We start from the raw sequence: 24,706 nt of genomic DNA, 5'->3' as shown, positions 1-24,706 counted from the left end.
CGACATTGGACGGCTGGTTTCGGCGACCAATGCGGTAGGCGAAAGTGAGGTTTATCGGTACGACGAGCAGCACGTCATTCTTGAGCGTGGGCTGGCCGGTGGGGCGAGTTTCTACTGGGAATGGGAACGGACTGGCAAGGCGGCGCGGTGTGTCCGGCACTGGGCGAGTTTTTCGCAGATGGACACGCGGTATGCCTGGAGTGATGACGGCAGCGTTGTCGTGCATAACGCCGATGGCAGCCAGGAAGTCTATATCCATGATGATCGGGCGCGCTTGGTGCAACGCATCGACCCGGATGGCGCCCAGCACTTCAAATCCTACAATGACAAAGGTCGGCTAACGGTTGAGCAAGACCCGCTCGGGGCAATCACGGCGTATCAGTACGACGAAGCCGGACGTTTGGTGGCGTTGTTTCCAGGGGATGACGAGCCGACGACCTACGAGCATGACAACGGTTTCGTGCGGGTGGTGCGCCGTGGTGAAGCGGTCTGGAAATACGAGCGTAATGACCAGGGCGACGTTACGCGCAAAACCGATCCTGACGGCAATGCTACGGACTACAGCTACAACAAATACGGACAACTGACCCAGGTCCGGTACCCGGATCACAGCTGTCATCGCTTGGTATGGAATGCGCGCGGCCAGTTGCTGGAAGAGCAGTTGCCAAACGGCGGGACCAAGCGCTATCGCTATGACGGACGGGGCCGCCAGATTGCGCGCGAAGACGAACACGGTGCGCTGACCCAGTATCAGTGGGATGCCTCAGGCCGCTTGCTGAAACTGACTCAACCCGGTGACGCCACGCGGGAATACAGCTACAACCCCTACGGAAAAATCACCTCCGAACGCGACGAACTGGGCCACGTCACTCGCTACGAATATGCCGACGGCCTGCACCTGATCAGCCGCCGCATCAATGCCGACGGCACCCAGGTCAACTATCGCTACGACAACGCCAGGTTGTTGCTGACCGAGATCGAAAACGAATCAGGCGAAACCTACCGACTCCAGTACCACAGCAATGGCCTGATCCAACAGGAAGTCGGGTTTGACGGAAAACGCACCGCCTACGCCTACGACCTCAACGGCAACCTCCAGGAAAAAACCGAACACGGCGACGACGGCAGTCAGCTAATCACCCGCTACGAACGCGATCACGCCGGGAGACTCGTACGAAAAACCCTGCCCGACGGCAACATCATCGATTACACCTACGATCGCCAGGGCAATCTCCTCAGCGTCGACGACGGCCACTGGGCGCTGGCCTACGAATACGACCCACAAAACCGCCTCACCGCCGAACACCAAGGCTGGGGCACCCTGCGCTACGGCTACGACGCCTGCGGCCAGCTACAAAAACTGCGCCTACCGGATAACAACCGCCTCACCTTCAATCATGACAAAGGCGGCCATCTCGCCAGCGTCGAACTGAATGGTGACGTACTCACCTCCCATCTCTTCAAGGCAGGCCAGGAACACCAACGCCAACAAGGCCAGCTCCTCAGCCACTATCACTACGACGATCAACAGCGCCTGCACGCCCACGCCGTCACTCAACAGGAACATTACCTTTACGAGCGCCACTACGATTACGACAAATCCGGCAACCTCACCCGCCTCAACGACACCCGCAAAGGCGAACACCACTACCACTACGACCTACTCAACCACCTAACCCGCGCCGACCACTCCCAAGGCGAACAGGAACGCTTCGCCCACGACCCGGCCGGCAACCTGCTCATGCAAGACCGCCCCGGCCCCGACATCGTCGCCGGCAACCGCCTGATGATCCAGGGCGACCGCCACTACAACTACGACGCCTTCGGCAACCTCATCCGCGAACGACGCGGCAAAGGCCATCAACTCGTCACCGAATACCACTACGACTGCCAGCACCGGCTGACCAGCATCACCCAACCCAACGGAAAAACCGCCAGCTACCGCTACGACCCGTTTGGCCGACGCATCAGCAAAACCGTCGACGGCATCACCACCGAGTTCTTCTGGCAAGGCGACAAACTCATCGCCGAACACCATGCGGAGCGACACCGCAGCTATCTCTACGAACCGGACAGCTTCCGTCCGCTGGCATTATTGGAAGGCTTCGGTCCAAAAGAAACCAAGCCCTACCACTACCAACTCGACCACCTCGGCACACCACAGGAACTCACCGCCCCGGACGGCGAAATCGTGTGGTCCGCGCATTACCGTGCCTATGGCGAAATTAGCCGCCTAGACATAGGAAAAGTCGACAACCCGCTGCGCTTCCAGGGTCAGTACTTCGATCAAGAAAGCGGCCTGCACTACAACCGCCATCGCTACTACAATCCGGATATTGGTCGTTACCTGACGCCGGACCCAGTGAAGCTGGCGGGTGGGATCAACGCTTACCAATACGCGCACAACCCTACGGGCTGGGTTGATCCACTGGGTTTGAACCCCTGCCCAGGCAGGGACGGATGCAAACCGCAATCAACGGTAGAGAACCCAACCGAGCAATTGAGCGTTGATGAGCGGTCTCCATCAATACCTCAGCAAAAACGAGGATATCTGTATCGCGGGGATTCAAGAGAACCCGATGAAATATTTGAAACCGGATTCGAAAGCAGAGGGACGAGTACTGATCTCTATCTGCACTCTTTAAACAATGCCAGCCCTCCCAGCAACTTCGTCCCCACCTCCACCTCGAGGGCGCAGGCATTGGTATTTGCGTCAAGCTACGGGTTTGAAGAGGGATTTCTCTACACGCTTAAAAAAATCCCCGGAAGAGACGTAAACAAAGAACTTGGGACACGCTCCAAACACAAAAATGAAGCAGAAATTGCAGTTCCGGGGCGTATAGAATCAAAAGACATTTTAGGGGCATCACCCGTCAATGAAGATGGCACCTTCAAGGGGTACACGATATTGAATCCTAATAGGACATACCCATGAAATCACGTGAGATCACCCTCATCAAAAACGGTATCCGTGAAAACGCAGTGGTCGAATACGAAGCGGGCAAGCCAACCCTTAACTTACTGCTGAACAACGGGCTGCGTAAAACCTATACCGCACTCGATCTGTACGACAGCTTCGGCCTGATGAGAGCCGATTTGAAAGACATCCAATTCTTATGCAAGGGCGCCAGGATCAATGTGCATACATCCGGCATGTCTTCCCATATGTCAAATGGCCTTGTCGCGTATGAGCTGACGATGGGACAGCCAGACGGTGAACTTGTCCATATCTTTGCCTACGAAGAAGTTGATCTGACCAACGACATACAGGAGCAACATGACTTCTGTCTGCGCTGGGCAGAATCGTTCCAGGAACAGCGATATGGTTCAGGGTCTATGTAGTAAGCATTCCATGTGATCGTTCCCACGCTCCGCGTGGTAACGCATCCCGTGACGCTCTGCGTCACACGGCGGGACGCGGAGCGTCCCAGGCGGCATTCCCACGCGGAGCGTGGGAACGATCAATGGCAACGCCGGTTTGCCCGGGAGAATGTGGGTTTACCATCCCTCTTTGAGCATCCGCAATTCCAGGTGTTGCAGGAGCATGATGGTCTTCCCATCCAAAATTTCACCGCCCTGCACCATCCCCAACGCCTGCTCGAAACCCAACTCCAGCACCTCGATATCTTCCCCCTCTTCCGCCAGCCCGCCACCGGTTCCAACCCGATCCCCAGGCTGATATTCACCGATGAAAAAGTGAATTCGCTCCGTCACCGAACCCGGGCTCATGAACGCCGCGTAGACCTTCTCCACATGCCCCACGCGGTAACCGGTTTCTTCCTCCGCTTCCAGGCGGATACGTTCCTCGGGGCTGGCATTGTCGAGCAACCCGGCAGCCGCTTCGATCAGGTAGCCGTGGTAATCATTGACGAAGGTGGGCATGCGGAACTGGCGAATCAGCAATACCGTGCGCTGCTCGCGGTTGTACAGCAGGATGGTCGCGCCATTGCCACGGTCGTACACCTCGCGGGTCTGGGCCTGCCAACTGCCGTCGCGGCGGCGCAGGTCGAAGCTGTATTTTTTCAGCAGGTACCAGTTTTCCGAGAGTGTCTCTTCGGCAGTGATGCGAACGGGGCTGTTGTCCATGATCAGTCCTTGGCTCAAAGGAGCAAGAGCATGTCGTGGGGGCAGCGTCAGCGTCAAGGTGAAGGCGCGCTTGCGAAGCTGTAACACTTTGCAAGCAATCCCCATATACGGCTGTCGTATTAATTCCTGCCCGTGGGGGCCATCTGGTAAAACCCCTGCTTCACCTTTTCCCTGGAACCTTCATGTCCTCTCGTTTTTTCTCGCGCCTGAGCCTGCGCTGGTTTCCCCTCCTGTGCATGGCATTGTTGATCGTCGGCCTGCCGGTGGGCTGCGCCATGCTGCAGCACAAGGAGCGTGAACTGGTGTTTCGCATCGAACCGGGTAACGCCAGTTGGTACAGCGGCTTGCCCAAGGCCGTGCAGGAATTTGAACTGAAGCCGGCCAGTTTCAAATCAGGGCAGACGATTCATGGCTGGTGGTACCCGGCGGATAACAAGGACGCACCCGCCATCCTCTACCTGCACGGCGTGCGCTGGAACCTGACCGGGCAGTTGTTCCGCATCGAGCAATTGCACGCCCTGGGCTATTCGGTGTTGGCCATCGATTATCGCGGGTTTGGCCAGAGCCACGGCGAGCTGCCGTCGGAAACCACCGTGTATGAGGACGCGCGCATCGCCTGGGAACGTTTCCAGGTGCTGCAACCGGACCCCGGCAAACGCCTGATCTACGGGCATTCCCTGGGCGGCGCGGTGGCCATCGACCTGGCTGCCGAGCTGGGCAGGCAAACGCCGCTGCCGGTGCGCGGGCTGGTGATCGAATCAACCTTTACCTCCCTTGGAGACGTGGCCACGGCGGTGGCAAACACCTCGCTGCCGGTGCGTTGGCTGCTGTCACAGAAGTTCGATTCCATCGACAAGATTGCCGATATCCATATGCCGCTGCTGGTGGTCCACGGCCTGGACGACCGCTACGTACCACCGCGTTTCAGCCAGCAGCTGTTTGAAGCCGCTCAAGAACCCAAGCGCCTGCTGTTGGTGCCCGGCGCCAGCCATAACAACAGCATGAGCCTGGCCGGCCGCAGTTATGGCCAGGCGTTGGATAAGTTGATGCACGTGAAGATGCCGCCTGGCGTTGTCACGCATTCCAGAGGCCGCAACGGCGACTCGTAAAAACGCTTTTCGGCACTGGGTTCGCGCTTGCCTGTCAAGCGCAAACCCAGCCCATGCTGGGCCAAAACAAAAGTTGATCAAATAATGACCTCGGCTTAGATCGCCAACCCTGCCGGGGCTTCACAAAGTTATCCACAGAGATACCCACGGTTTCCGTGGACAACTCTTTTTATATTTTTACGATTTTTTTGCTCGGCCAACCGTTTCTGGAAAGGTACCCGGCAACAAAATCTCGCGATTCACATCGCGTATATCGTTATACCCACACAGCGCCATCGACACGTCCAACTCACGGGCGATGATATCAAGTGCCTTGGTCACGCCCGCCTCGCCCATCGCACCCAAGCCATACAGGTGGGCGCGGCCGATCATGGTGCCTTTGGCACCCAGGGCCATCGCCTTGAGCACGTCCTGGCCGGAACGAATGCCACCATCAAGCCACACCTCAATGCGCTCGCCCACCGCTTCCACAATCGCCGGCAGTTGGCTGATGCTCGACGGCGCACCATCCAGTTGGCGACCACCGTGGTTGCTCACCACCAATGCATCGGCACCGGAATTGGCGGCCAGGCGCGCATCTTCCACATCGAGGATGCCCTTGATGATCAATTTGCCGCCCCAGCATTTCTTGATCCACTCCACATCGTCCCAACTCAAGCGCGGGTCGAACTGTTGAGCGGTCCAGGAAGACAGTGAGCTCATGTCGGCCACCCCTTTGACATGCCCGACGATATTGCCGAAGCCATGGCGCCGGGTGCCGAGCATGCCCATCACCCAGCGTGGTTTGGCGGCCATATTGAGGATATTCGGCAAGGTCAGTTTCGGCGGTGCAGACAGACCGTTGATCAGGTCCTTGTGGCGCTGCCCGAGGATCTGCAAGTCGAGGGTCAGCACCAAGGCATCCACGCCGGCAGCCTTGGCGCGCTCGATCAATTGCTCGATAAAGGCACGGTCGCGCATCACATACAGCTGGAACCAGAAGGGCTTCCCGACGTGTTCAGCGATGTCTTCCAGGGAGCAGATGCTCATGGTCGACAAGGTGTACCGCAGGCCAAAGGCAGCGGCGGCGCGGGCGGTGAGGATCTCGCCGTCGGCGTGCTGCATACCGGCCAACCCGGTCGGCGCCAGGGCCACCGGCATGGCCATGTCCTGGCCGATCATCGTCGCGCGGATCGATCGTTCATCAATATTGCGCGCCACCCGCTGGCGGAATTTGATACCGGCGAAATCGCTTTCATTGGCGCGGTAGGTGCTTTCAGTCCAGGAGCCGGAATCGGCGTAGTCGTAGAACATCCGTGGGACACGTTTTTGCGCCAGCCTGCGTAAATCTTCGATGGTGGTCATCAACGACATCGAGGTCTCCTCTCCCTGAACTGAATGCTGAGAGTAGCCGCCCATCGACTGTGCAACCAGCCATAACGCTCATATCGTTTAGACGGCGACGTGGACGCCTATGAGTGGAGGTCGAGTAAGCACAGGCCGTCGGACGTTGCATGACCGCTGGCGGTGTTGTCGAAGATGCACCAAGTGGGAACGGAGTCCTGCACAGACCGGCTCAACAGCCGCGACAGTGCCTGCACCCGTTGCGGTCCATAAGCACTGTGGTAGATACGCGGCGATCCATGCAGGCGCCAATACCGCACGCCCTGCCAACCGGCCGGCGCGTCGCCCGTTTCGATCACCGGCGGGTCGGCGGCCACGCGGCCTATCTGCAAGTCCTGCAGCAGGCCTTCGGCGGCCAGCCAGCTCGGATGACGCGGTTCGAGCACTACATCGCCGGTAAAGCGCTGGCGCAATGCCCTGAAAAAAACACTGGCCACCACCGGTTCGAAGTGCAGCGAAGGCGGTAATTGCACCAACAGGCAGCCAAGTTTCGCGCCCAATTGCACGCATTGAGCAAGAAACTCATCCAACGCTGTTTCGCAACGCTGCAAGCGCAATTCATGGGTGATGCGCTTGGGCACCTTGACCGAGAAACGAAACGTCGGCGGCACCGATTGCCCCCAGCGCTCATAGGTCTTGGCCAAGTGCGGGCGATAAAACGAACTGTTGATTTCCACCGCATTGAAGCGTGAAGCGTAGCGCTGCAAGTGCGTGCCTTCACCGGCAAAGGCCGGCCAGGACTCACGCGGCAGGCTCCAGCCCGCACAGCCTATGTAAAGCGGTGCGGTCAAAACAGCACCTTGGCCGCATCGCGCATGAAAATCTCGATGGTCTTGGGCCCGACGCCGTCAAATTCAGCCAGGCGTTTTTCAAAGGCTTCAGGACTATCGCTGGCGTTGCGCATCCGGATGATGCTGCCGGCGTATTCGGCGTTGAGCTTGGCGCTGAGGTCGAGCAGGCGTTGCGCCGTGGTCTCGTCATAGCGCACGTAATGCGCACGGCCGAGCATGGCCACCAACTCACGCGAGGTGCAGTGCTGCAGTTTGCGCGCGGTGTCGCAACCTTGTTCTTCGACGATCACCTTGTAGGCCTGCGCCGCAATCGGCGCCTGGATACGCTTGCCCATCAGGAAACTGGCGATAAACCACTTGAACAGGCTGGCGTCATCTTCGCGCTGAAGCTCGATGCCCAGTTCGGACGCCGAAATAGCCTTGGCCATGTTCAGCGGTCCAGCTTGCGCTCGGCCTTGGCGGCCTGTTCATTGATCGCGTCGGTCTGGCGCTCGGTGTCCTTGATCGACGTGGGCGTGATCACTTTGTCGACGGTTTTGGTGTCGGGATTCGGGTGTTCCAGGGTCTGCCCCTTCGACGGACGCTCGCTGCCTTTTTGCGTCTGCTCGGAGCTGATGGGATCGGGGGTTTTGTCGGCGGGGTTGTGATCGGTCACGGTGCATCTCCTGGCAGTCAAAGCCCGCTAAAACAACGGGCAGCTATGCAGCAGAGCCCGGAGCATTTCGATAGTTCAAGTAAATTGCCCGCCCCACCACTGGCGAAAAAAATCCAAAAAAAATTAAACCTTTTGCGCAGCCCCCCGCTCAATTTTCAGGTAACGACATCACGTCATCCACAAGGAGATACACCATGACTACCAAGCTGATGAAACAGATGGGCCTGACTTTCGCACTGGTCGCCGGTTCGATTTCCGTCGCCATGGCGGCCACCTCCAATGACTTCGTCGACGAGGCGGCACAAAGCGGTATTACCGAAATCGAAGCTGGCAAGCTCGCGCTGCAAAAGAGCGGCTCGGCTGACGTGAAAACCTTCGCCCAGCACATGATTGATGACCACACCAAGGCCAACCAGGCGCTGATGGCGTTGGCCAAGAAACACGACCTGGAAGTGCCGGACGAAGCGGCCCTTATGGACAAGGCCAAGAAAGCCATCCTCGAAATGCGCGACGAATCGTTCGACAAGGCCTACGCCAATAACCAAGTCAACGCCCATGAAAAAGCGGTCGAACTGTTCAAGAAAGAGTCCACTTCCTCTGACAACGCCGAGCTGAAGGCTTTCGCAACCGAGAAGCTGCCGACCCTGGAACAGCACCTGCAAAAAGCCAAGGAGCTGCAAAGCAAGTACGCCAAGTAATTTCATTCACTGCACAGGAGGCATCCGAACATGAGTGCGCAACTCAACGGGAAGAAAATCCTGATCATCACGTCCAACACCGGCATCGAGCGCGATGAATTGCTCAAGCCCCTGGAAGCGCTGCGCGGTTTTGGCGCCACCGTGACCCATGGCTCCAGCAAAGGCGGGACTACCCAGACCTTTGTCGGCGACACCGAAAAGGACCAGACCGTGGAGTCCGACGTGCAATTGTCGGATGTGGTCAGCAAGGACTTTGACGCCCTGGTTATCCCAGGCGGGACGGTCAACGCCGACACCTTGCGTCAGGACGCAGCGGCGCTGCGCTTGATCAAGGACTTCGCCGAGGCCGGCAAGCTCATTGCCGCCATCTGCCATGGCCCGTGGACGCTGATCGATGCGGGCGTGGTCAAGGGCAAGACGCTGACCTCCTACAAGAGCGTACGCATCGACCTGGAAAACGCCGGCGCCGCCGGTTGGGTCGATGCCGAAGTCAAGCTGTGCACGGCCAATGGCTGGACGCTGATCACCTCGCGCACGCCGGACGATCTGCCGGCGTTCAACGAGGCGATTGCCAAGGCACTGGTTGGCTGAGCCGGCTCCGATGGAAAAACAACGCCCCGAATGATTCGGGGCGTTGTGCGTTACAAGCTGGCTGCAACCGAAACGAAACAGGCTCCGCATCTTGCGATACGGAGCCTGTTTGCAGGTTGCCGGGCGGGGCTTGCCTCAGCTCCTGCGGTGTTCCGGCATCTCACGCTTGGGCCCGAACATCGCCCAGGCAATCAGGCCGAACAACGGCACGAAGATCAATATGATCAGCCACAACCCTTTGGTCTCCCAGCCACCAGTGCTGCGCAAGACGACATTGATCGCCCACAATTCCAACAACAGCAGAATCACTGCCAAACCAATCCAGATATAGTGGATTTCCATGCTTCACCTCCTAGGTCGTATGTATTAGGTCAAATATTTGCCGCCAGGGTTCCATTAAATTTGCGACACCGCCGCTTCGTTGTGGAATGCAATGTTCCGCACGGCCAACCATGCAACCTGCACGACCAGCACCGCCTCAAGACGAACATATCTAATTGATTTTAATGAATATTTATAAATAGGCAGAGTTGGTACACCTGATGCACTGCTCCCATGGACGAGGCGTGCATTTCGACACGCCCTGAGTTTTCCGTGAGGTGTCACCCATGAATGCCATTGACCTGCTCATCGCCGACCACGAACGCGTGAAGGCCCTGTTGACTCAATTGAGTGAGTCGACCGAACGCGGGGTTAAAAAACGTACTGAGCTGCTGGCCAAGCTGGAGATGGAAATCACCCTGCACACCAAGCTTGAAGAAGAAATCCTTTACCCGGCTTTCCGCAAAGCCGGCGGCAAGGAACAGGACATCATGTACCACGAAGCCAAGGAAGAGCACCGCACCGTGGACTCCCTGGTACTGCCGGACCTGAAGCAGACCGAGCCGTCCACCACCGAGTTCTCGGGGCGCGTCAAAGTGGTCAAGGAACTGCTCGAGCACCATATCGAGGAAGAGGAAAGCGAGATGTTCCCGCAGGCTAAAAAGCTGTTGGGCAAGGCGCAACTCGAAGAGCTGGGTGCCGAAATGGAAGCCATGAAGGCGGCGTACAAAAAGTCGCAGTCGGCCAAGCCATTAGCGGCGTGACCCAGGCATGACCGGGGCCTGGAGATGATCCAGGCTTCGGGGCTATCCGAGTGTTATCAGACGAATTATCTACGCGATAGGGGATTGCGTCATGAAGACCAGATCGTCCCAACGGATTTTGCTTATCGTCGGCCTGTCAGCCCTGCTCACCGGCCCCGCCCTCGCCGCCTTTGGCGACAACCCTGAACCTGCCGCGAACCTCTTGAGTGGTGACAGCGCCACCGGCTCCGCGCTGCCGCCGGGGAATTTTCCCAGCAGCCCTTCCGACAGCGACAAGAAAAGCAAAGACACCGACGAGCAGCCGCGCAAACCGGCTGAGCCGGCCCGGCCCCCTGAAGATTCCGAACAAGACAGCCAGTCAAAAAACCGATCAGGCAGCTGACGGCTCATCCGCAGTCGGCGGCTCGGGCGCGAGCCCCCAGTCGCCGTGTTCGTACCAGTCGTCACCGAGCATTTCCGCCGGGTGCATGGTGCGGTCGGCGCCGTTGCCGCAGGCCAGGTCGGTCGCTGCGCAGTAGCGGTCACACCCCCAGCAGATGCGCTCGGGGTGTTTGGGATGCAAAGGAAAAGGCTTGGCCATGATGGGAGTCCTTGCCGGCGAACGGTGTGTTCACTTTAATCATGCAATGCGCGCCGGAACTTGATCGGCATCAAGCCAGGGCGATCGCGCACTGTTTCGGCCCTTTGGTTTGGTGTTGGCGCCTCAGGGTGGTGCGGCGCTGTCGAGGTAGTGAGCGGGCTTGTCCCGCGCCGGGTGGCGGAGCCGCCCTAACAAAGGCACCTCCGTTTTCCAGCTATCACCGAGTCGGCTGATTTTGGGGCGGCTTCGCCACCCAGCGCGGGACAAGCCCGCTCACTACAGTTTGGAGAGTCGCCGCTAGACTTTGAACCGCCCCACCATCTGATGCAGCGCACCCGCCATCCCTGCCAGGTCCTGCCCCGCCGTCTGCGTATGCATCGCCCCCTGCAACACTTGCTGCGACAGGTTGCGAATGCCCACCAGGTTGCGATCCACTTCCCGCGCCACCAGCGCCTGTTCCTCGGTGGCGCTGGCGATCAGCAGGTTGCGCTCATTGATCTGCGAAATAGAACGGGTGATCTCATCCAACGCCTCCCCCGAGCGCTGCGCCACGCCGAGGGTGGCCTGTACCCGCTCGCTGCTGCTGTGCATGGCGGCCACCGCCTGCTCGGTGTCCTGACGGATATTGCCGATCATCTGCTCGATCTCCTGGGTCGATGCCTGGGTGCGATGCGCCAATGCGCGCACCTCATCGGCCACCACCGCAAACCCACGCCCGGCCTCGCCGGCACGGGCCGCTTCGATGGCGGCGTTGAGGGCCAGCAGGTTGGTCTGGTCGGCGATGCTGCGGATCACGTCCAGCACGCTGCTGATGTCCTGCACGCGCCCGGCCAGTTGCTGGATACGTTCGGAGGTTTCCACTACGCCGCTCGCCAGGGTGTTGATCGACGCCACGGTCTCCTGCACCTGGGCCCGGCCGCGGTGGGCGGTCTGTTCCGACAGACGCGAGGCCTCGCTGGTGCTCACCGCATTGCGCGCCACTTCGTCTACGGCGGCGGTCATCTGGTTCACCGCCGTGGCCGCCTGTTCGATTTCCTGGCCCTGGGCCTGCAAGCTGCTGCTGGTCTGGCCGCTCACCGCACTCAGCTCTTCGGACGAACTGGCCACGCCGTCCACCGATGCTGCGATGTGCCGCACCATCTGGTTGAGGCTCTGCTGCATCTGATGCAGGTTGCGCATCACGCTGCCTTCGGCGCTGTTGCCCAGTGGCACCACAACGGTCAGGTCGCCCTGGGCAATATGGCTCAGCACGCGGGCGGCTTCGTCCGGCTCGCCACCCAAGGGCCGGATCACACTGCGCGTGACGATCACGGCGGCAGCCACCACCAGGGCCATGCACAGCAGGAACAGCCCGAGCATGTTGCGCCGGGCCTCGTCGTACAGCACCTGCGCCGCCTGCTCGCGCTCGGCGAACAGGCGCCCTTGCATGGCCATCAACGCGTCCAGGCTCTTGAACACTTCCAGCTCGGCCGGCATCACCTGTTGCTTGAGCTGGGCCAGGCCCTGCTCGCGGGCGCCCTGTTTGATCAGCGCCTGCACCTGGGTGAAGGCGGCCACGTAGGTTTCGCGATGCGCCTTCAAGGTCGCGTAGGCGGCTTTGCCTTCGGCGGTATCGAGCAGCGGTTCGAGGGTGGCGAACGCTTGGGTGATGCGCTGTCGCGTGGTGCCGATGGCTTCCTGGGCCTGGCGGTTGTCCTGGTCGATCAGCAGGTCGCGGGTGTTGCGGCCGTTATCGCGCACGCCGGTGGCGATCACCATGATCGGTGCGATCCGGGGCCAGTCCTGCTGCACGATCTGCTCGGATTGCTGCTTGAGGGTTGCCAGGTCGTGCAAGGCATAGAACACCAAGCCGACCAGGGCCAACGGCGCAATCGCAAAGCCGATGACGATGCGTTGTGCCGTGGTTAACTGTTTCATTCTTAACATTCCTTGATGAACACCTGCCCAGCGTGGGCAGCATCTATTAACTCGCTGAGGGCACTGATCACCCACGCAATACAAAAGCGGGAAACAACTCGCGCAAGCGGCCCCATAACTCCGGCAATGCGGCCTGTAGCGGTGCACTCGGCAATTGCGTGTCGAGCATGCTGGCCGTGCGCACCATCTGCACGGCGAAGCGTTGCACGCCAAGGGCTTGCAAACGTTGGGCCAGCAACAGCAGGCGCGTGGGGTCGATCAGGTGCCAATGCACCGTGGTGCGGCATTCGTACTGCACGCCACTGGCAAGCAAGGCATCGAGGCTGCGCCAGTTGGCGGCGCCGCTGCCCCTGACTTGCGTAATCGACTGGCAGTCTTCGGCCAGCGCCTTGACGTCAAACCCGACCCAGTCGGCATGGCGCAACGCATTGGCAAACCCGGCCGGCTTGATCCCCGCGCTGTGCAGGCCGATGTGAAAACCCATCGCGCGCACTTCGTCCATGGCCGCCGGCAGACCTTCCTGCAACGTCGGTTCACCCCCGCTGAACACCACCGCGTCGAGCAAGTCCCGGCGCCGTTGCAGGAACAGCAACACCCGGCGCCAATCCACCTCGGTGCTCGCGCGCGGCGGGATCAGGCCAGGGTTGTGGCAGTAACGGCAACGCCAGGCACAGCCCTGGCAGAACAGCACACAGGCGAGCATGCCGGGGTAGTCGAGGGTGGTCAGGGGCACCATGCCCCCGACCCGTAGCGCTCGACTCATTGGCGCCCGACCGCAGCCGCCGTTTCAGTGAAGTGCACGCGCTCCTTGTGCTCGGACTGCTTGCCGGGATTGAACGCCGACACCGGCCGGTGGTAACCCATCACCCGGGTCCAGATTTCGCAGCGCTGACGTTGTGGCTGGGATGCTTGCATGGTGGAACTCCTTGCGGGTTGGAAAATCGGTTCAGGCGTGCGAGGCCAGGGCCAGCACGTCATCGCACTTGGGGCAGAACTCATGCTCACCGGCGAGATAGCCGTGCACCGGGCAGATCGAGAACGTCGGGGTGACCGTGAGGTACGGCAGGCGGAAGCGCCCCAGCGCCTTGCGCACCAATTGCTTGCAGGCCTGGGTCGAGGAAATCTGCTCGGCCATGTACAGGTGCAACACGGTGCCGCCGGTGTATTTGCATTGCAGCTCGTCTTGCAGTTCCAGGGCTTCGAACGGGTCCTGGGTAAAGCCCACCGGCAGTTGCGATGAGTTGGTGTAATACGGCGCGACGTCGCTGCCCGCTTGCAGGATGTCCGGGTAGCGCTTGCGGTCTTCCTTGGCGAAGCGGTAAGTGGTGCCTTCGGCCGGGGTTGCCTCAAGGTTGTAGAGGTGGCCGGTTTCTTCCTGGAACCGCAACAGGGTGGCGCGCACGTGGTCGAGCAACCTGAGGGCAAATGCGCGCCCCTGTTCGGTGTGCATGCCCTGCTCGTCAGCGCTGAAATTACGCAGCATTTCGTGCATGCCGTTGAGGCCGATGGTGGAGAAGTGATTGCGCAATGTGCCCAGGTAACGTTTGGTGTAAGGGTAGAGGCCGGCGTCCATGTGATGCTGGATCACCTTGCGCTTGACCTCCAGGCTTTCCATCGCCATTTGCATCAGGCTGTCCAGGCGCTGCAGCAAGCCTGAGGTATCGCCTTTGAACAGGTAGCCCAGGCGCGCACAGTTGATCGTCACCACGCCCAGCGAGCCGGTCTGCTCCGCCGAGCCGAACAGACCGCCGCCGCGCTTGAGCAATTCGCGCACGTCCAGTTGCAGGCGGCAGCACATCGAACGCACCTGGTTGGGCTGCATGTCCGAATTGAGAAAGTTCTGGAAATACGGCAAGCCATAGCGTGCCGTCATCTCGAACAGGCGGTCGGCGTTGTCGCTGTCCCAGGGGAAGTCGTGGGTGATGTTGTAGGTCGGAATCGGGAAGGTGAACACCCTGCCCTTGGCATCGCCGGCCTGCATCACTTCGATGTAGGCGCGGTTGATCAGCTCCATTTCCGCTTGCAGGTCGCCATAGGCAAACGGCATTTCCTCGCCGCCGATCACCGGGATTTGCTCGCGCAGATCTTCGGGGCATACCCAGTCGAAGGTCAGGTTGGTAAACGGCGTCTGGGTGCCCCAGCGCGACGGCACGTTGAGGTTGTAGATGAACTCCTGCAGCGCCTGGCGCACCTGGACGTAACTGAGCTGGTCCTTGCGTACATAGGGCGCCAGATAGGTGTCGAACGAACTGAACGCCTGGGCGCCGGCCCACTCGTTCTGCAGGGTGCCAAGAAAGTTGACCATCTGCCCCAGCGCGCTGCCCAAGTGCTTGGGCGGCCCCGCTTCGACGCGGCCCGGCACGCCGTTGAGCCCTTCGTGCAGCAACGTACGCAGGGACCAGCCGGCGCAATAGCCGGCCAGCATGTCCAGGTCATGAATATGCAGGTCCGCCTCGCGATGCGCCCGGCCGATCTGCTCGCTGTAGACCTCATCCAACCAATAATTGGCGGTGACCTTGCCCGCCACATTCAGCACCAGCCCACCCAGGGAATACCCCTGGTTGGCATTGGCCTGCACACGCCAGTCTTCGCGGTCGAGGTATTCGTTCATCGAGGTAGCGACTTCGATCAGGGTCTTGCGGTCGCGCCGCAAGCGGCCATGTTGTTCGCGGTAGACGATGTAGGCGCGCATCGACAGGAAGTAACCGGCGTCCATCAACACGCGCTCGACGCTGTCCTGGACTTGCTCTACATCCAGTTGTTCGATGCCTCTGAGCCGTGCGAGGACAGCGCCCAGCAGCAGGTCGACGTCACTGGCTTGATATTCGCCGGTGGCGGTGCCGACGGCGATCAGCGCCTGGCGGATTTTTTCGGGGTTGAAAGGGACTAGATTGCCGTCGCGCTTTTGCAATCGGGTACTGACCAGCGGGCTGAGCGTGCTTTGCATTAGGGGGCTCCAAACACTACATATAGATATTTTTAATTCTTTAAACACAATATGCAGTGAGACTACGGTCAATCACTTTGCCAGCCATTGACCAGGATCAAGTCCGGGCGAAGATCAAAACGTGGGAGCTGGCTTGCCTGCTCCCACAGTTGACCGAGTTCGGCGTTAGCCACCGCTCATGTTCATGAACCGCACCACCTGCACTTCTCCCGCCCCGGTGAAATCATGGCGCAATGGCTTGCCCTTCAATGCCCCGTGCAAGGCTTCAACCAGCGGCCCATCGTCGAATGGATAACGCCTGAGCAACTCCCGAAAATCCACCGCCCGCTCCTGCCCCAGACACAGCAGCAACTGCCCTTCCACGGTCATCCTGACCCGATTACAACTGCCACAGAAATTATGCGAATTAGGCGAAATAAACCCGATGCGTGTGCCGGGATGCCGCGCCAACCGCACATACCGCGCCGGCCCGCCGCTGTTCTCTGTGCTGTCCACCAACCCATGTTCCCGCGCAATCACCGCGCGCACCTCATCGCTGGCGCAGAACGTCTCGCCCCGCGAACGGCCGACATCCCCCAGGGGCATTTCCTCGATAAAACTGATGTCGATGCCCTGCTCGATTGCATACCGCACCAGCGCCGGTACCTCATCGAAATTGCGCCCTTTCATCACCACGCAGTTGAGCTTGACCCGCTCGAACCCCGCGTCCCCCGCCGCCTCGATACCGTCGAGCACCCGGCGCAAGTCACCGTTGCGGGTAATCGTGCGAAAGCGCGCGGCATCCAGGCTGTCGAGGCTGATGTTCATGCGCTTGACCCCCGCCTCCATCAGCGGCCGGGCCAAACGCGCCAGCTGCGAGCCATTGCTGGTCATCACCAGCTCGCGCAAGCCGGGCAATGCGGCGATGTTGCGGCACAGCTCGACAATGCCCGGACGGATCAAGGGTTCGCCGCCGGTCAGGCGGATCTTGCGCACGCCCTGCCCCACAAAGAGCCTGGCCAGGCGTTCCAGCTCTTCCAGGCTCAACACCAGTTGGCGCGGCAGGAAGGTCATGTTTTTCGCCATGCAATACACACAGCGAAAATCACAGCGATCGGTCACCGACAAGCGCAGGTAATCGATTGAACGGCCGAGCCCATCCACCAGGCTCATGTCACTGCACCAACGGCGAGTCGGCGCCCTGCAACGCAAGGCCACGAATGTCCGCCGCGCCGATCAGGGTTTGCAGGTACTGCACCAACGCCTTCTGCCACACGCCTTGCTGCAACTGGGTGCGGATGGAACCGGCCACGGCTTCATAGGGCAGCGGCTGGCCTTCGATGCGCTGGTCGATGCTGATCACGTGCCAGCCGTAACGGCTCTCCAACGGTTTGCCCGCCAGGCCCGGCGCCAGGGTGAACAGCTGGCGCTCCAGTTCCGGTACGGTCTGGCCCTTGCTGATCTGGCCCAGCGAGCCGCCCTGGGCCTTGGACGGGCACGCCGAATACCTGAGGGCCAATTCGGCAAACTGGCCCGGCTGCTCCTCCAGGCTCAGCAGCAAGACTTCTGCCTGGCTGTGCGCCAGATCACGCGCCTCGGCGTCGTCCGGCGCGCATTCGAGCAGGATGTGCCGCACCGCCAGCAACGGCGCGCTGTGGAAACGCCCACGGTTGTTCTCGAAATAACGTTCACAGGTGGCCTCGTCACACTCGGGCACCTTGACCTCGCGCTCCAGCAACAAGCGCGTGGCCGCTTCCTCTTGGTTTTCGCCGGCGGCGATCTCCACCGCCAGCCCCAGCGCGGCGATGCGCTGCTGCAGCAACTCGCGAATCACCAAGGCGCGAGCGGCCAGGTAAACCGCCGACTCGCGGCTTTCGGCCGGGTGATACTGCAGCTCCAGGGCCATCGCCTCGGGCGTGACCGGCACGCCGTTGACGCTGATGATCGGCCATTCCTGTTCACTGCTGGCGATCAACTCAGGCTCAAGCGGCACCGCGGCTTCAACCACCGCCTCTTTGGCCGATGAACCGCAACCGCCGCTGCCGCCATTGCCGCCACCACATCCGCATCCACTGGTCATGCTGTTCTCCTCATTTCTGCCGCACGATTTGATAACGACGCCCCAGGTACCAGACCGGCGCGCTGACCATGTGCACCAGGCGGGTAAACGGGAACAGCACGAACAGGGTCAAGCCCAGCGCCACATGCGCCTTGTAGATCAGCGACACCGGCGCGATCGACGCCGCCGCTTCCACCGGCCGCAACAGCACCACGTTCTGCGCCCAGTCGGCGAGCATCACCATCACCGAACCGTCCATATGGCCGGTGGAAGCGACAATGGTCAGCAGCCCCAGCAGTAACTGCGCGAGCAACACCAGCAGGATCAGGATGTCCGACGGGCTTGAGGTCGCCCGCACGCGCGGGTCGCTCAGACGACGCTTGACCAGCATCAGCAAGCCCACCAGGCACAGCAGGCCGAAGAAGCCGCCGGAGACCATCGCCAGCAACTGTTTGTTTTCAGTACTGATCACATGGTGGTAGATCGACGCCGGGGTGAGCAGGCCGACAAAATGCCCGGCCAGCACGAACAGCACGCCGATGTGGAAGAAGTTGCTCGCCACGCGCATGCCACGGTTATTGAGCATCTGGCTGGAACCGGCCTTCCAGGTGTACTGCGACAAGTCGAACCGCGCCCAACTGCCCAACAGGCAGATCGCCAGGGCCACATAGGGATACACCCCGAATACCAGCAAATTCCACTTAGACATTACCCACCTCCCCGGCAGGCGCTGCGGCCCGGCCTTCCTGCTGAAAATCCACCCAATGCAACGGCACCGCGCTTTCTTCGCGGGCCTTGCCCGGCGCGCTCGGTAGTGAACCGCAACGGTCCTGCTGCTCGGTCTGCATAAAGTCCACCGCCTCTTCTTCCCAGATCTTGTCCAGGGCTTCGAGGGAGTCGTCGCGCGGCTCGGCGGCGACCTGGGCACGCAGCTCGGCCACCGCCTGGTGCGGCTCGGCGCCGGCGATTTGCAGCAGCGCACGGAAGCAGCTGGCATAACCGCTCTCACGCTCGTCCAGCCGCGCGGCGAGCAACGCCAGCAAGTGCGCCACATCCGCCAAGCCCTCGCGGGCCTCGATGTCTTCGCGGGTGGACAAAAACTCCAGGTACAGCGGGATATAGTCCGGCAGCTCCTTGACGCCGATGGCAAACCCGGCGGCTTCGTACTGCGCCATCATGTCGACCATCGCCTGGCCGCGGTCACGGGACTCGCCGTGCACATGCTCGAACAACAACAGCGACAGCGACCGGCCCCGACCGAAGAGCGCGCCGTAATGTTCCTGGCCGTCCATCAAGTCATTGGCGCAGATCAGCTCCAGCAACTCGAACAACGCACCGCGCTGCTTGGGGCTGATTTCCCGAGATTCGAGAATCGCCTGCTCCAGCTCGTCGCGGCCGTTCACCAGAGTTTCAGTGGGGTAGTCCAGCAACAGTGAGATCACTTTAAGAATGCGCATGGCTCAGTCCTCCCAGATCTGTACGGTTTTGAGCACGTCGCGGCGGTTCGCCTTCTTGGCACCGAACATGTTGGTGTCGGAACTGCCGCTGCAGCCGCTGCCAAAGCTGAAACCACAGCCGGAACGCTCGGCAAAGGCGTCGCTCATGGCGTCTTCACGGTGGGCGCTGGGCACCACAAAGCGGTCTTCGTAGTTGGCGATGGCCAGGTAGCGGTACATTTCTTCCACCTGGCTCACGCTCAGGCCGACGTCTTCGAGTACTTGCAGGTCTTCGACGCCGTCCACTTGCTGGGAACGCTTGAACGCACGCATCGCCAACAGACGTTTAAGCGCACGCTTGACCGGTTTTTCATCACCGGCCGTGAGCATGTTCGCCAGGTAACGCAGCGGAATGCGCAGGCTGTCGACATCCGGGATCACCCCGTTCATGCCCACGGTACCGGCGGCTGCCGCATTCTGGATCGGCGAGAGTGGCGGCACGTACCAGACCATCGGCAAAGTGCGGTATTCCGGGTGCAGCGGCAGCGCGAGTTTCCAGTCCACGGCCATCTTGTAGACCGGCGAGCGCTGGGCCGAGTCGATCACCGACTGCGGCACGCCATCGGCCAGGGCCTGGCGGATCACCGCCGGGTCATTCGGGTCGAGGAAGATCTCCAGTTGCTTCTCGTACAGGTCCTGCTCGTTGGCGGTGCTGGCCACTTCGCTGATGCGGTCGGCGTCGTACAGCAACACGCCGAGGTAGCGGATACGCCCTACACAGGTTTCGGCGCACACGGTGGGCATGCCGGCTTCGATACGCGGGTAGCAGAAGATGCACTTCTCGGACTTGCCGCTCTTCCAGTTGAAGTAGATTTTCTTGTACGGGCAGCCGCTGATGCACATGCGCCAGCCACGGCATTTTTCCTGGTCGATCAGCACGATGCCGTCTTCTTCACGCTTGTAGATCGCGCCACTGGGGCACGATGCCGCGCACGCCGGGTTGAGGCAGTGCTCACACAGGCGCGGCAGGTACATCATGAAGGTGTTTTCGTACTCACCGTAGATGTCGGCCTGGATCTGGTCGAAGTTCTTGTCCTTGCGGCGCTTGGCAAATTCGGTGCCGAGGATCTCTTCCCAGTTGGGGCCCCACTCGATCTTCTGCATGCGCTTGCCCGACACCAGCGAACGCGGGCGCGCAGTGGGTTGGTGCTCGCCCAGGGGCGCGGTGTGCAGGTGCTGGTAGTCGAAGTCGAACGGCTCGTAATAGTCGTCCAGGCTCGGCAGGTCGGGGTTGGCGAAGATGTTCGCCAACACGCGGAACTTGCCGCCGATACGCGGGTTGATGCTGCCGTTGGCGTTGCGCACCCAGCCGCCCTTCCACTTGTCCTGGTTTTCCCATTCCTTGGGGTAGCCGATGCCGGGCTTGGACTCGACGTTATTGAACCATGCGTATTCCATGCCTTCGCGGCTGGTCCAGACGTTCTTGCAGGTGATCGAGCAGGTGTGGCAGCCGATGCATTTGTCCAGGTTCAGCACCATGCCGATCTGTGAGCGAATCTTCATCTCAGTTCTCCTCGATATCGGTCGGCAATGGCCGTGGCAGGTCATCGCCGCTGGAGCCATCGAGCCAGTCGACCTTGGCCATCTTGCGCACCACGACAAACTCATCGCGGTTGCAACCGACCGTGCCGTAGTAGTTGAAGCCGTAGGCCTGCTGGGCATAGCCGCCGATCATGTGGGTGGGCTTGAGCACCACGCGGGTCACCGAGTTGTGGTGGCCGCCACGGGTCTTGGTGGTTTCCGACCCCGGCACGTTCACGATGCGTTCCTGGGCGTGGTACATCATCACCATGCCTTCCTTGACACGTTGGCTGACCACCGCACGGGCGGTGAGCGCGCCGTTGACGTTGAAGCACTCGATCCAGTCGTTGTCCTCGATGCCCGCACGCTTGGCGTCGATTTCCGAGAGCCACACAATCGGGCCGCCACGGCTCAGGGTGAGCATCAGCAGGTTGTCGCTGTAGGTGCTGTGGATGCCCCATTTCTGGTGCGGGGTGATCCAGTTCAGCACGATCTCGGTCTCGCCGTTGCTGCGCTTGCCCTTCACGCCTTCGATGGTGCGGGTGTTGACCGGTGGCCGGTAGCTCATCAATTGCTCGCCGAACGCCTGCATCCACGGGTGGTCCTGGTAGAACTGCTGGCGGCCGGTGATGGTGCGCCATGGGATGTTTTCGTGGACGTTGGTGTAGCCGGCGTTGTAGCTCACGTGTTCATCCTCAAGGCCCGACCAAGTGGGGCTGGAGATGATCTTGCGCGGCTGCGCCTGGATGTCGCGAAAGCGGATGGCTTCGTGCGCCTTGGAGATCGCCAGGTGGCTGTGGTCGATGCCGGTGAATTCCGACAATGCGGCCCAGGCTTTCAAGGCGACCTTGCCGTTGGTTTCCGGGGCCAGGGACAAAATGACTTCGGCCGCATCTATCGCCGTATCGATCTTCGGCCGGCCGTGGCTGATGCCGGCGTCGCCTTCGTGATGGTTCAGCTCACCGAGGAACTCGACTTCTTCATCGGTGTTCCAGTTGATGCCCTTGCCGCCGTTGCCGAGCTTTTCCAGCATCGGGCCCAGGGAGGTGAATTTCTTGTAGATGTTCGGGTAGTCGCGCTCCACCACCGCCATGTTCGGCGCGTTCTTGCCGGGAATCGGCGCTACTCCAGCGCTTTTCCAGTCGGTGCCGCCGAACGGCTGGGCCAGCTCGCCGACGCTGTCGTGCATCAGCGGGACCGTGACCAGGTCTTGCTCAATGCCCAGGTGGCCGACCGACATGGCCGAGAACGCCTTGGCGATGCCCTTGTAGATTTCCCAGTCCGAGCGCGACTCCCACGCCGGGTCGATGGCCGCCGACAAGGGATGGATGAACGGGTGCATGTCCGAGGTGTTCATGTCGTCTTTTTCGTACCAGGTGGCGGTCGGCAAGACGATGTCGGAATACACGCAGGTGGACGACATGCGGAAGTCCAGGGTGGTCACCAGGTCGAGCTTGCCGATGGCGCCGTCGTCGACCCACTCGGCTTCGGTGGGCTTGCTTTCGCCGCCAAAGCCGATGTCTTCGTTCATCACGCCGTTCTTGGTGCCTAGCAGGTACTTGAGCATGTACTCATGGCCCTTGCCCGACGAGCCGAGCAGGTTGGAACGCCAGATGAACATGTTGCGTGGGAAGTTCACCGGGCTGTCCGGTTGCTCGCAGGCGAAGCGCAAGGTGCCGTCCTGCCAGGACTTGACCACGTAGTCTTTCGGGTCCATGCCCGCCGCCGCCGCGTCGCGGCAGATGTGCAGCGGGTTGGTGTTGAGTTGCGGCGCACTGGGCAGCCAGCCGGCGCGTTCGGCGCGGATGTTGTAGTCCAGGGCGTGGGTGGGGAACTGAGACTTGTCGGCCAGGGGCGAGAGCACGTCGTGCATGTTCATTTTTTCGTGGCGCCACTGTGAGCTGTGGCCGTAGAAGAAGCTGGTGCCGTTCATCTGGCGTGGCGGGCGGTTCCAGTCCAGGCCGAACGCCAGGGGCAGCCAGCCGCATTGCGGGCGCAGTTTTTCCTGGCCGACGTAGTGGGCCCAGCCGCCGCCGGTCTGGCCGACGCAACCGCAGAGCATGAGCATATTGATCAGCCCGCGGTAGTTCATGTCCATGTGGTACCAGTGGTTCATCGCCGCGCCGACGATGATCATCGAGCGACCCTTGGTCTTGTCGGCGTTGTCGGCGAACTCACGGGCGATCTGGATGGCTTTCTCGCGGCTGACGCCGGTGATCGCTTCCTGCCACGCCGGGGTGCCGGGCACGCTGGCGTCGTCGTAGTCCTTGGCCACGTTATTGCCGCCCAGGCCACGGTCGATGGCCAGGTTGGCGGCGGACAGGTCGAACACCGTGGCGACCTTGGCCACGCTGCCGTCGGCCAAGGTCACGCTGTGCACCGGCACGCGGCGGTACTGCACCGCCTCGCCGGCCACGTGCTGGAAGTGCTCCTGGGCTTCGCCGGCAAAATACGGGAAGGCCACTTCGGCCACGTCGTCACCGATCAGGCTGAGCTTGAGGTCGATCGCGCGGCCTTCACCGCCCTCTTTCGCCAGGATGTTCCACTTGCCCTTCTCGCCCCAGCGGTAGCCGATGGAACCCTGCGGGGAGACCAGCTCGCCACTTTCATCGAGGGCGATGGTTTTCCATTCCGGGTTGTTCTCCTGGCCGAGGTTGCCGGTCAGGTCAGAGGCGCGCAGGAATCGGTCCGGCTGGAAGCCTGCGCCGGGCGCAAAACCTGTCATCGGTTTGAGCATCACCAGCACCGGCAAATCGGTAAAGCGCTTGGCGTAGTCAGTGAAATACGCGCTCGGTTTATCCAGGTGAAATTCCTTGAAGATCACATGGTTGAACGCCTGGGCCAGCGCGGCGTCGGTGCCCTGCTTGGGGTTGAGCCACAAATCGGTGAGCTTGGCCACTTCCGAGTAGTCCGGAGTGATGGCCACGGTCTTGGTGCCTTTGTAGCGCACCTCGGTGAAAAAGTGCGCATCCGGGGTACGGGTCTGCGGGACGTTGGAGCCCCAGGCAATGATGTAGTTGGAGTTGTACCAGTCGGCCGATTCCGGCACGTCGGTCTGCTCGCCCCACACCATCGGCGAGGCCGGCGGCAGGTCGCAGTACCAGTCGTAGAAACTCAGGCACACGCCGCCGATCAGCGACAGGTAACGCGAGCCCGCCGCGTAGCTGACCATGGACATGGCCGGGATCGGCGAGAAGCCGACGATGCGGTCCGGGCCGTACTGCTTGATGGTGTAGACGTTGGAGGCGGCGATGATCTCGTTCACCTCCTCCCAGTTGGAGCGGATGAAACCGCCCATGCCGCGTTTGCTCTTATAGGAGTCGGCCTTGACCTTGTCCTCGACAATGCTCGCCCACGCCTCTACCGGCGGCAGGGTCAGGCGCGCTTCACGCCACAACTTGAGCAGCGGCTTGCGGATTTTCGGGTACTTGAGCCGGTTGGCGCTGTAGATGTACCAGCTGTAGCTGGCGCCGCGCGGGCAGCCACGCGGTTCGTGGTTGGGCAAGTCGTTGCGGGTGCGCGGGTAGTCGGTCTGCTGGGTTTCCCAGGTGATCAGGCCGTTCTTCACGTAGATCTTCCACGAGCAGGAACCGGTGCAGTTCACGCCGTGGGTGGAGCGCACGATCTTGTCGTACTGCCAGCGCGAACGGTAGACGTTCTCCCAGTCGCGGGACTCTTTGCGGGTCTCGCCGTGGCCTTCGGAGAACTCGTTTTGCTTACGGTTGAAGAACCGCAGTTGATCCAGTAAGTGACTCATGATGCTTTCCTCATCAGGCGTGCGGGGTGCGTTGCCCCGCGAATTCGGGTCG

The 24,706-nt window shown here is 60.9% G+C and carries 24 protein-coding genes; 7 read left to right on the top strand and 17 right to left on the bottom strand.

Annotated features, from left to right (window positions below):
- Together H0Z09_RS10010 and H0Z09_RS10005 are read left to right on the top strand one after the other, a co-directional pair.
- The coding region (locus tag H0Z09_RS10010; protein WP_186690111.1) for an RHS repeat-associated core domain-containing protein at positions 1–2,935 on the top strand (2,935 nt) is incomplete at its 5' end.
- Positions 2,932–3,342: a hypothetical protein gene (locus H0Z09_RS10005; protein ID WP_076950596.1), complete on the top strand. Its 411-nt coding sequence runs from the start codon at positions 2,932–2,934 to the stop codon at positions 3,340–3,342. The genes H0Z09_RS10010 and H0Z09_RS10005, both read left to right, overlap by 4 nt.
- Before the next feature lie 156 nt (positions 3,343–3,498).
- On the opposite strand, the gene H0Z09_RS10000 is transcribed toward H0Z09_RS10005, so the two are convergent.
- A complete protein-coding gene (locus H0Z09_RS10000) occupies positions 3,499–4,086 on the bottom strand; it encodes an NUDIX domain-containing protein (RefSeq protein WP_186690109.1) in 588 nt (195 codons plus the stop codon).
- 182 nt (positions 4,087–4,268) lie between these two features.
- Here H0Z09_RS10000 and H0Z09_RS09995 point away from each other — a divergent pair, with 182 nt between their 5' ends.
- Entirely contained in the window at positions 4,269–5,195 is a 927-nt protein-coding gene (locus H0Z09_RS09995; protein ID WP_186690107.1) for an alpha/beta hydrolase, read from the top strand.
- Between the two features lie 177 nt (positions 5,196–5,372).
- Here H0Z09_RS09995 and H0Z09_RS09990 read toward each other — a convergent pair whose 3' ends face one another.
- From H0Z09_RS09990 to H0Z09_RS09975, 4 genes are all read right to left on the bottom strand, one after another.
- The gene (locus tag H0Z09_RS09990; RefSeq protein WP_186690105.1) at positions 5,373–6,548 is read right to left on the bottom strand and encodes an alpha-hydroxy acid oxidase; all 1,176 of its coding nucleotides are present in this window, start codon (positions 6,546–6,548) and stop codon (positions 5,373–5,375) included.
- Between the two features lie 98 nt (positions 6,549–6,646).
- Positions 6,647–7,369, bottom strand: a complete 723-nt coding sequence (locus H0Z09_RS09985; RefSeq protein ID WP_186690103.1) for a DUF72 domain-containing protein — start codon at positions 7,367–7,369, stop codon at positions 6,647–6,649.
- Entirely contained in the window at positions 7,366–7,797 is a 432-nt protein-coding gene (locus tag H0Z09_RS09980) for a DNA methylase (protein WP_186690101.1), read from the bottom strand. Before H0Z09_RS09980 ends, H0Z09_RS09985 begins: the two co-directional genes overlap by 4 nt.
- Before the next feature lie 2 nt (positions 7,798–7,799).
- Positions 7,800–8,024, bottom strand: a complete 225-nt coding sequence (locus H0Z09_RS09975; RefSeq protein ID WP_186690099.1) for a hypothetical protein — start codon at positions 8,022–8,024, stop codon at positions 7,800–7,802.
- A gap of 194 nt (positions 8,025–8,218) precedes the next feature.
- On the opposite strand from H0Z09_RS09975, the gene H0Z09_RS09970 reads away from it, so the two are divergent.
- Both H0Z09_RS09970 and H0Z09_RS09965 read left to right on the top strand, forming a co-directional pair.
- Positions 8,219–8,722: a DUF4142 domain-containing protein gene (locus H0Z09_RS09970; protein ID WP_076950602.1), complete on the top strand. Its 504-nt coding sequence runs from the start codon at positions 8,219–8,221 to the stop codon at positions 8,720–8,722.
- 30 nt (positions 8,723–8,752) lie between these two features.
- Positions 8,753–9,313, top strand: coding sequence for a type 1 glutamine amidotransferase domain-containing protein (locus H0Z09_RS09965; protein WP_186690097.1), 561 nt, complete (start codon positions 8,753–8,755; stop codon positions 9,311–9,313).
- Between the two features lie 135 nt (positions 9,314–9,448).
- On the opposite strand, the gene H0Z09_RS09960 is transcribed toward H0Z09_RS09965, so the two are convergent.
- Positions 9,449–9,655 carry a PLDc N-terminal domain-containing protein gene (locus tag H0Z09_RS09960; protein WP_076950604.1) on the bottom strand — a complete coding sequence of 69 codons (207 nt, stop codon included), beginning with the start codon at positions 9,653–9,655 and terminating at the stop codon, positions 9,449–9,451.
- Between the two features lie 266 nt (positions 9,656–9,921).
- Here H0Z09_RS09960 and H0Z09_RS09955 point away from each other — a divergent pair, with 266 nt between their 5' ends.
- Both H0Z09_RS09955 and H0Z09_RS09950 read left to right on the top strand, forming a co-directional pair.
- Positions 9,922–10,398, top strand: coding sequence for a hemerythrin domain-containing protein (locus tag H0Z09_RS09955; protein WP_186690095.1), 477 nt, complete (start codon positions 9,922–9,924; stop codon positions 10,396–10,398).
- A gap of 91 nt (positions 10,399–10,489) precedes the next feature.
- A complete protein-coding gene (locus tag H0Z09_RS09950) occupies positions 10,490–10,780 on the top strand; it encodes a hypothetical protein (RefSeq protein WP_186690093.1) in 291 nt (96 codons plus the stop codon).
- Here the strand turns inward: H0Z09_RS09950 and H0Z09_RS09945 are convergent.
- The 11 genes from H0Z09_RS09945 to H0Z09_RS09895 form a co-directional block, all read right to left on the bottom strand.
- Positions 10,769–10,978, bottom strand: a complete 210-nt coding sequence (locus H0Z09_RS09945; RefSeq protein WP_169377348.1) for a DUF3079 domain-containing protein — start codon at positions 10,976–10,978, stop codon at positions 10,769–10,771. The genes H0Z09_RS09950 and H0Z09_RS09945 overlap by 12 nt on opposite strands.
- A gap of 297 nt (positions 10,979–11,275) precedes the next feature.
- The gene (locus tag H0Z09_RS09940) at positions 11,276–12,895 is read right to left on the bottom strand and encodes a methyl-accepting chemotaxis protein (protein WP_186690091.1); all 1,620 of its coding nucleotides are present in this window, start codon (positions 12,893–12,895) and stop codon (positions 11,276–11,278) included.
- 67 nt (positions 12,896–12,962) lie between these two features.
- A complete protein-coding gene (locus tag H0Z09_RS09935) occupies positions 12,963–13,658 on the bottom strand; it encodes an anaerobic ribonucleoside-triphosphate reductase activating protein (protein ID WP_186690089.1) in 696 nt (231 codons plus the stop codon).
- Entirely contained in the window at positions 13,655–13,810 is a 156-nt protein-coding gene (gene nrdD, locus H0Z09_RS27485) for an anaerobic ribonucleoside-triphosphate reductase (RefSeq protein WP_169377351.1), read from the bottom strand. The genes H0Z09_RS09935 and nrdD overlap by 4 nt, the downstream gene beginning before the upstream one ends.
- 31 nt (positions 13,811–13,841) lie before the next feature.
- Positions 13,842–15,842 (bottom strand): ribonucleoside triphosphate reductase, encoded by a 2,001-nt coding sequence (locus tag H0Z09_RS09925; protein WP_186690087.1) that lies wholly within the window; start codon positions 15,840–15,842, stop codon positions 13,842–13,844.
- 165 nt (positions 15,843–16,007) lie between these two features.
- Complete coding sequence (moaA, locus tag H0Z09_RS09920; protein ID WP_186690085.1) at positions 16,008–16,994, bottom strand: GTP 3',8-cyclase MoaA; 987 nt, start codon at positions 16,992–16,994, stop codon at positions 16,008–16,010.
- A 1-nt stretch (position 16,995) separates the two neighbouring features.
- Positions 16,996–17,901 (bottom strand): peptidylprolyl isomerase, encoded by a 906-nt coding sequence (locus tag H0Z09_RS09915; RefSeq protein WP_186690083.1) that lies wholly within the window; start codon positions 17,899–17,901, stop codon positions 16,996–16,998.
- Positions 17,902–17,911: 10 nt separating this feature from the next.
- A complete protein-coding gene (gene narI, locus H0Z09_RS09910; protein ID WP_186690080.1) occupies positions 17,912–18,589 on the bottom strand; it encodes a respiratory nitrate reductase subunit gamma in 678 nt (225 codons plus the stop codon).
- Positions 18,582–19,337, bottom strand: a complete 756-nt coding sequence (gene narJ / locus H0Z09_RS09905; protein WP_186690078.1) for a nitrate reductase molybdenum cofactor assembly chaperone — start codon at positions 19,335–19,337, stop codon at positions 18,582–18,584. Before narJ ends, narI begins: the two co-directional genes overlap by 8 nt.
- Positions 19,338–19,340: 3 nt before the next feature.
- Positions 19,341–20,879 carry a nitrate reductase subunit beta gene (gene narH / locus H0Z09_RS09900; RefSeq protein WP_186690076.1) on the bottom strand — a complete coding sequence of 513 codons (1,539 nt, stop codon included), beginning with the start codon at positions 20,877–20,879 and terminating at the stop codon, positions 19,341–19,343.
- 1 nt (position 20,880) lies between these two features.
- The gene (locus H0Z09_RS09895; protein WP_186690074.1) at positions 20,881–24,654 is read right to left on the bottom strand and encodes a nitrate reductase subunit alpha; all 3,774 of its coding nucleotides are present in this window, start codon (positions 24,652–24,654) and stop codon (positions 20,881–20,883) included.
- Positions 24,655–24,706 lie beyond the last annotated feature (52 nt).

Source organism: Pseudomonas sp. SWRI18, from assembly GCF_014268345.1.
In the GTDB taxonomy this organism is placed as follows: Bacteria; Pseudomonadota; Gammaproteobacteria; order Pseudomonadales; family Pseudomonadaceae; genus Aquipseudomonas; species Aquipseudomonas cedrina.
The sequence above is the reverse complement of the archived record's forward strand: the minus strand, read 5'-3'. Positions and strand labels throughout refer to the sequence as shown.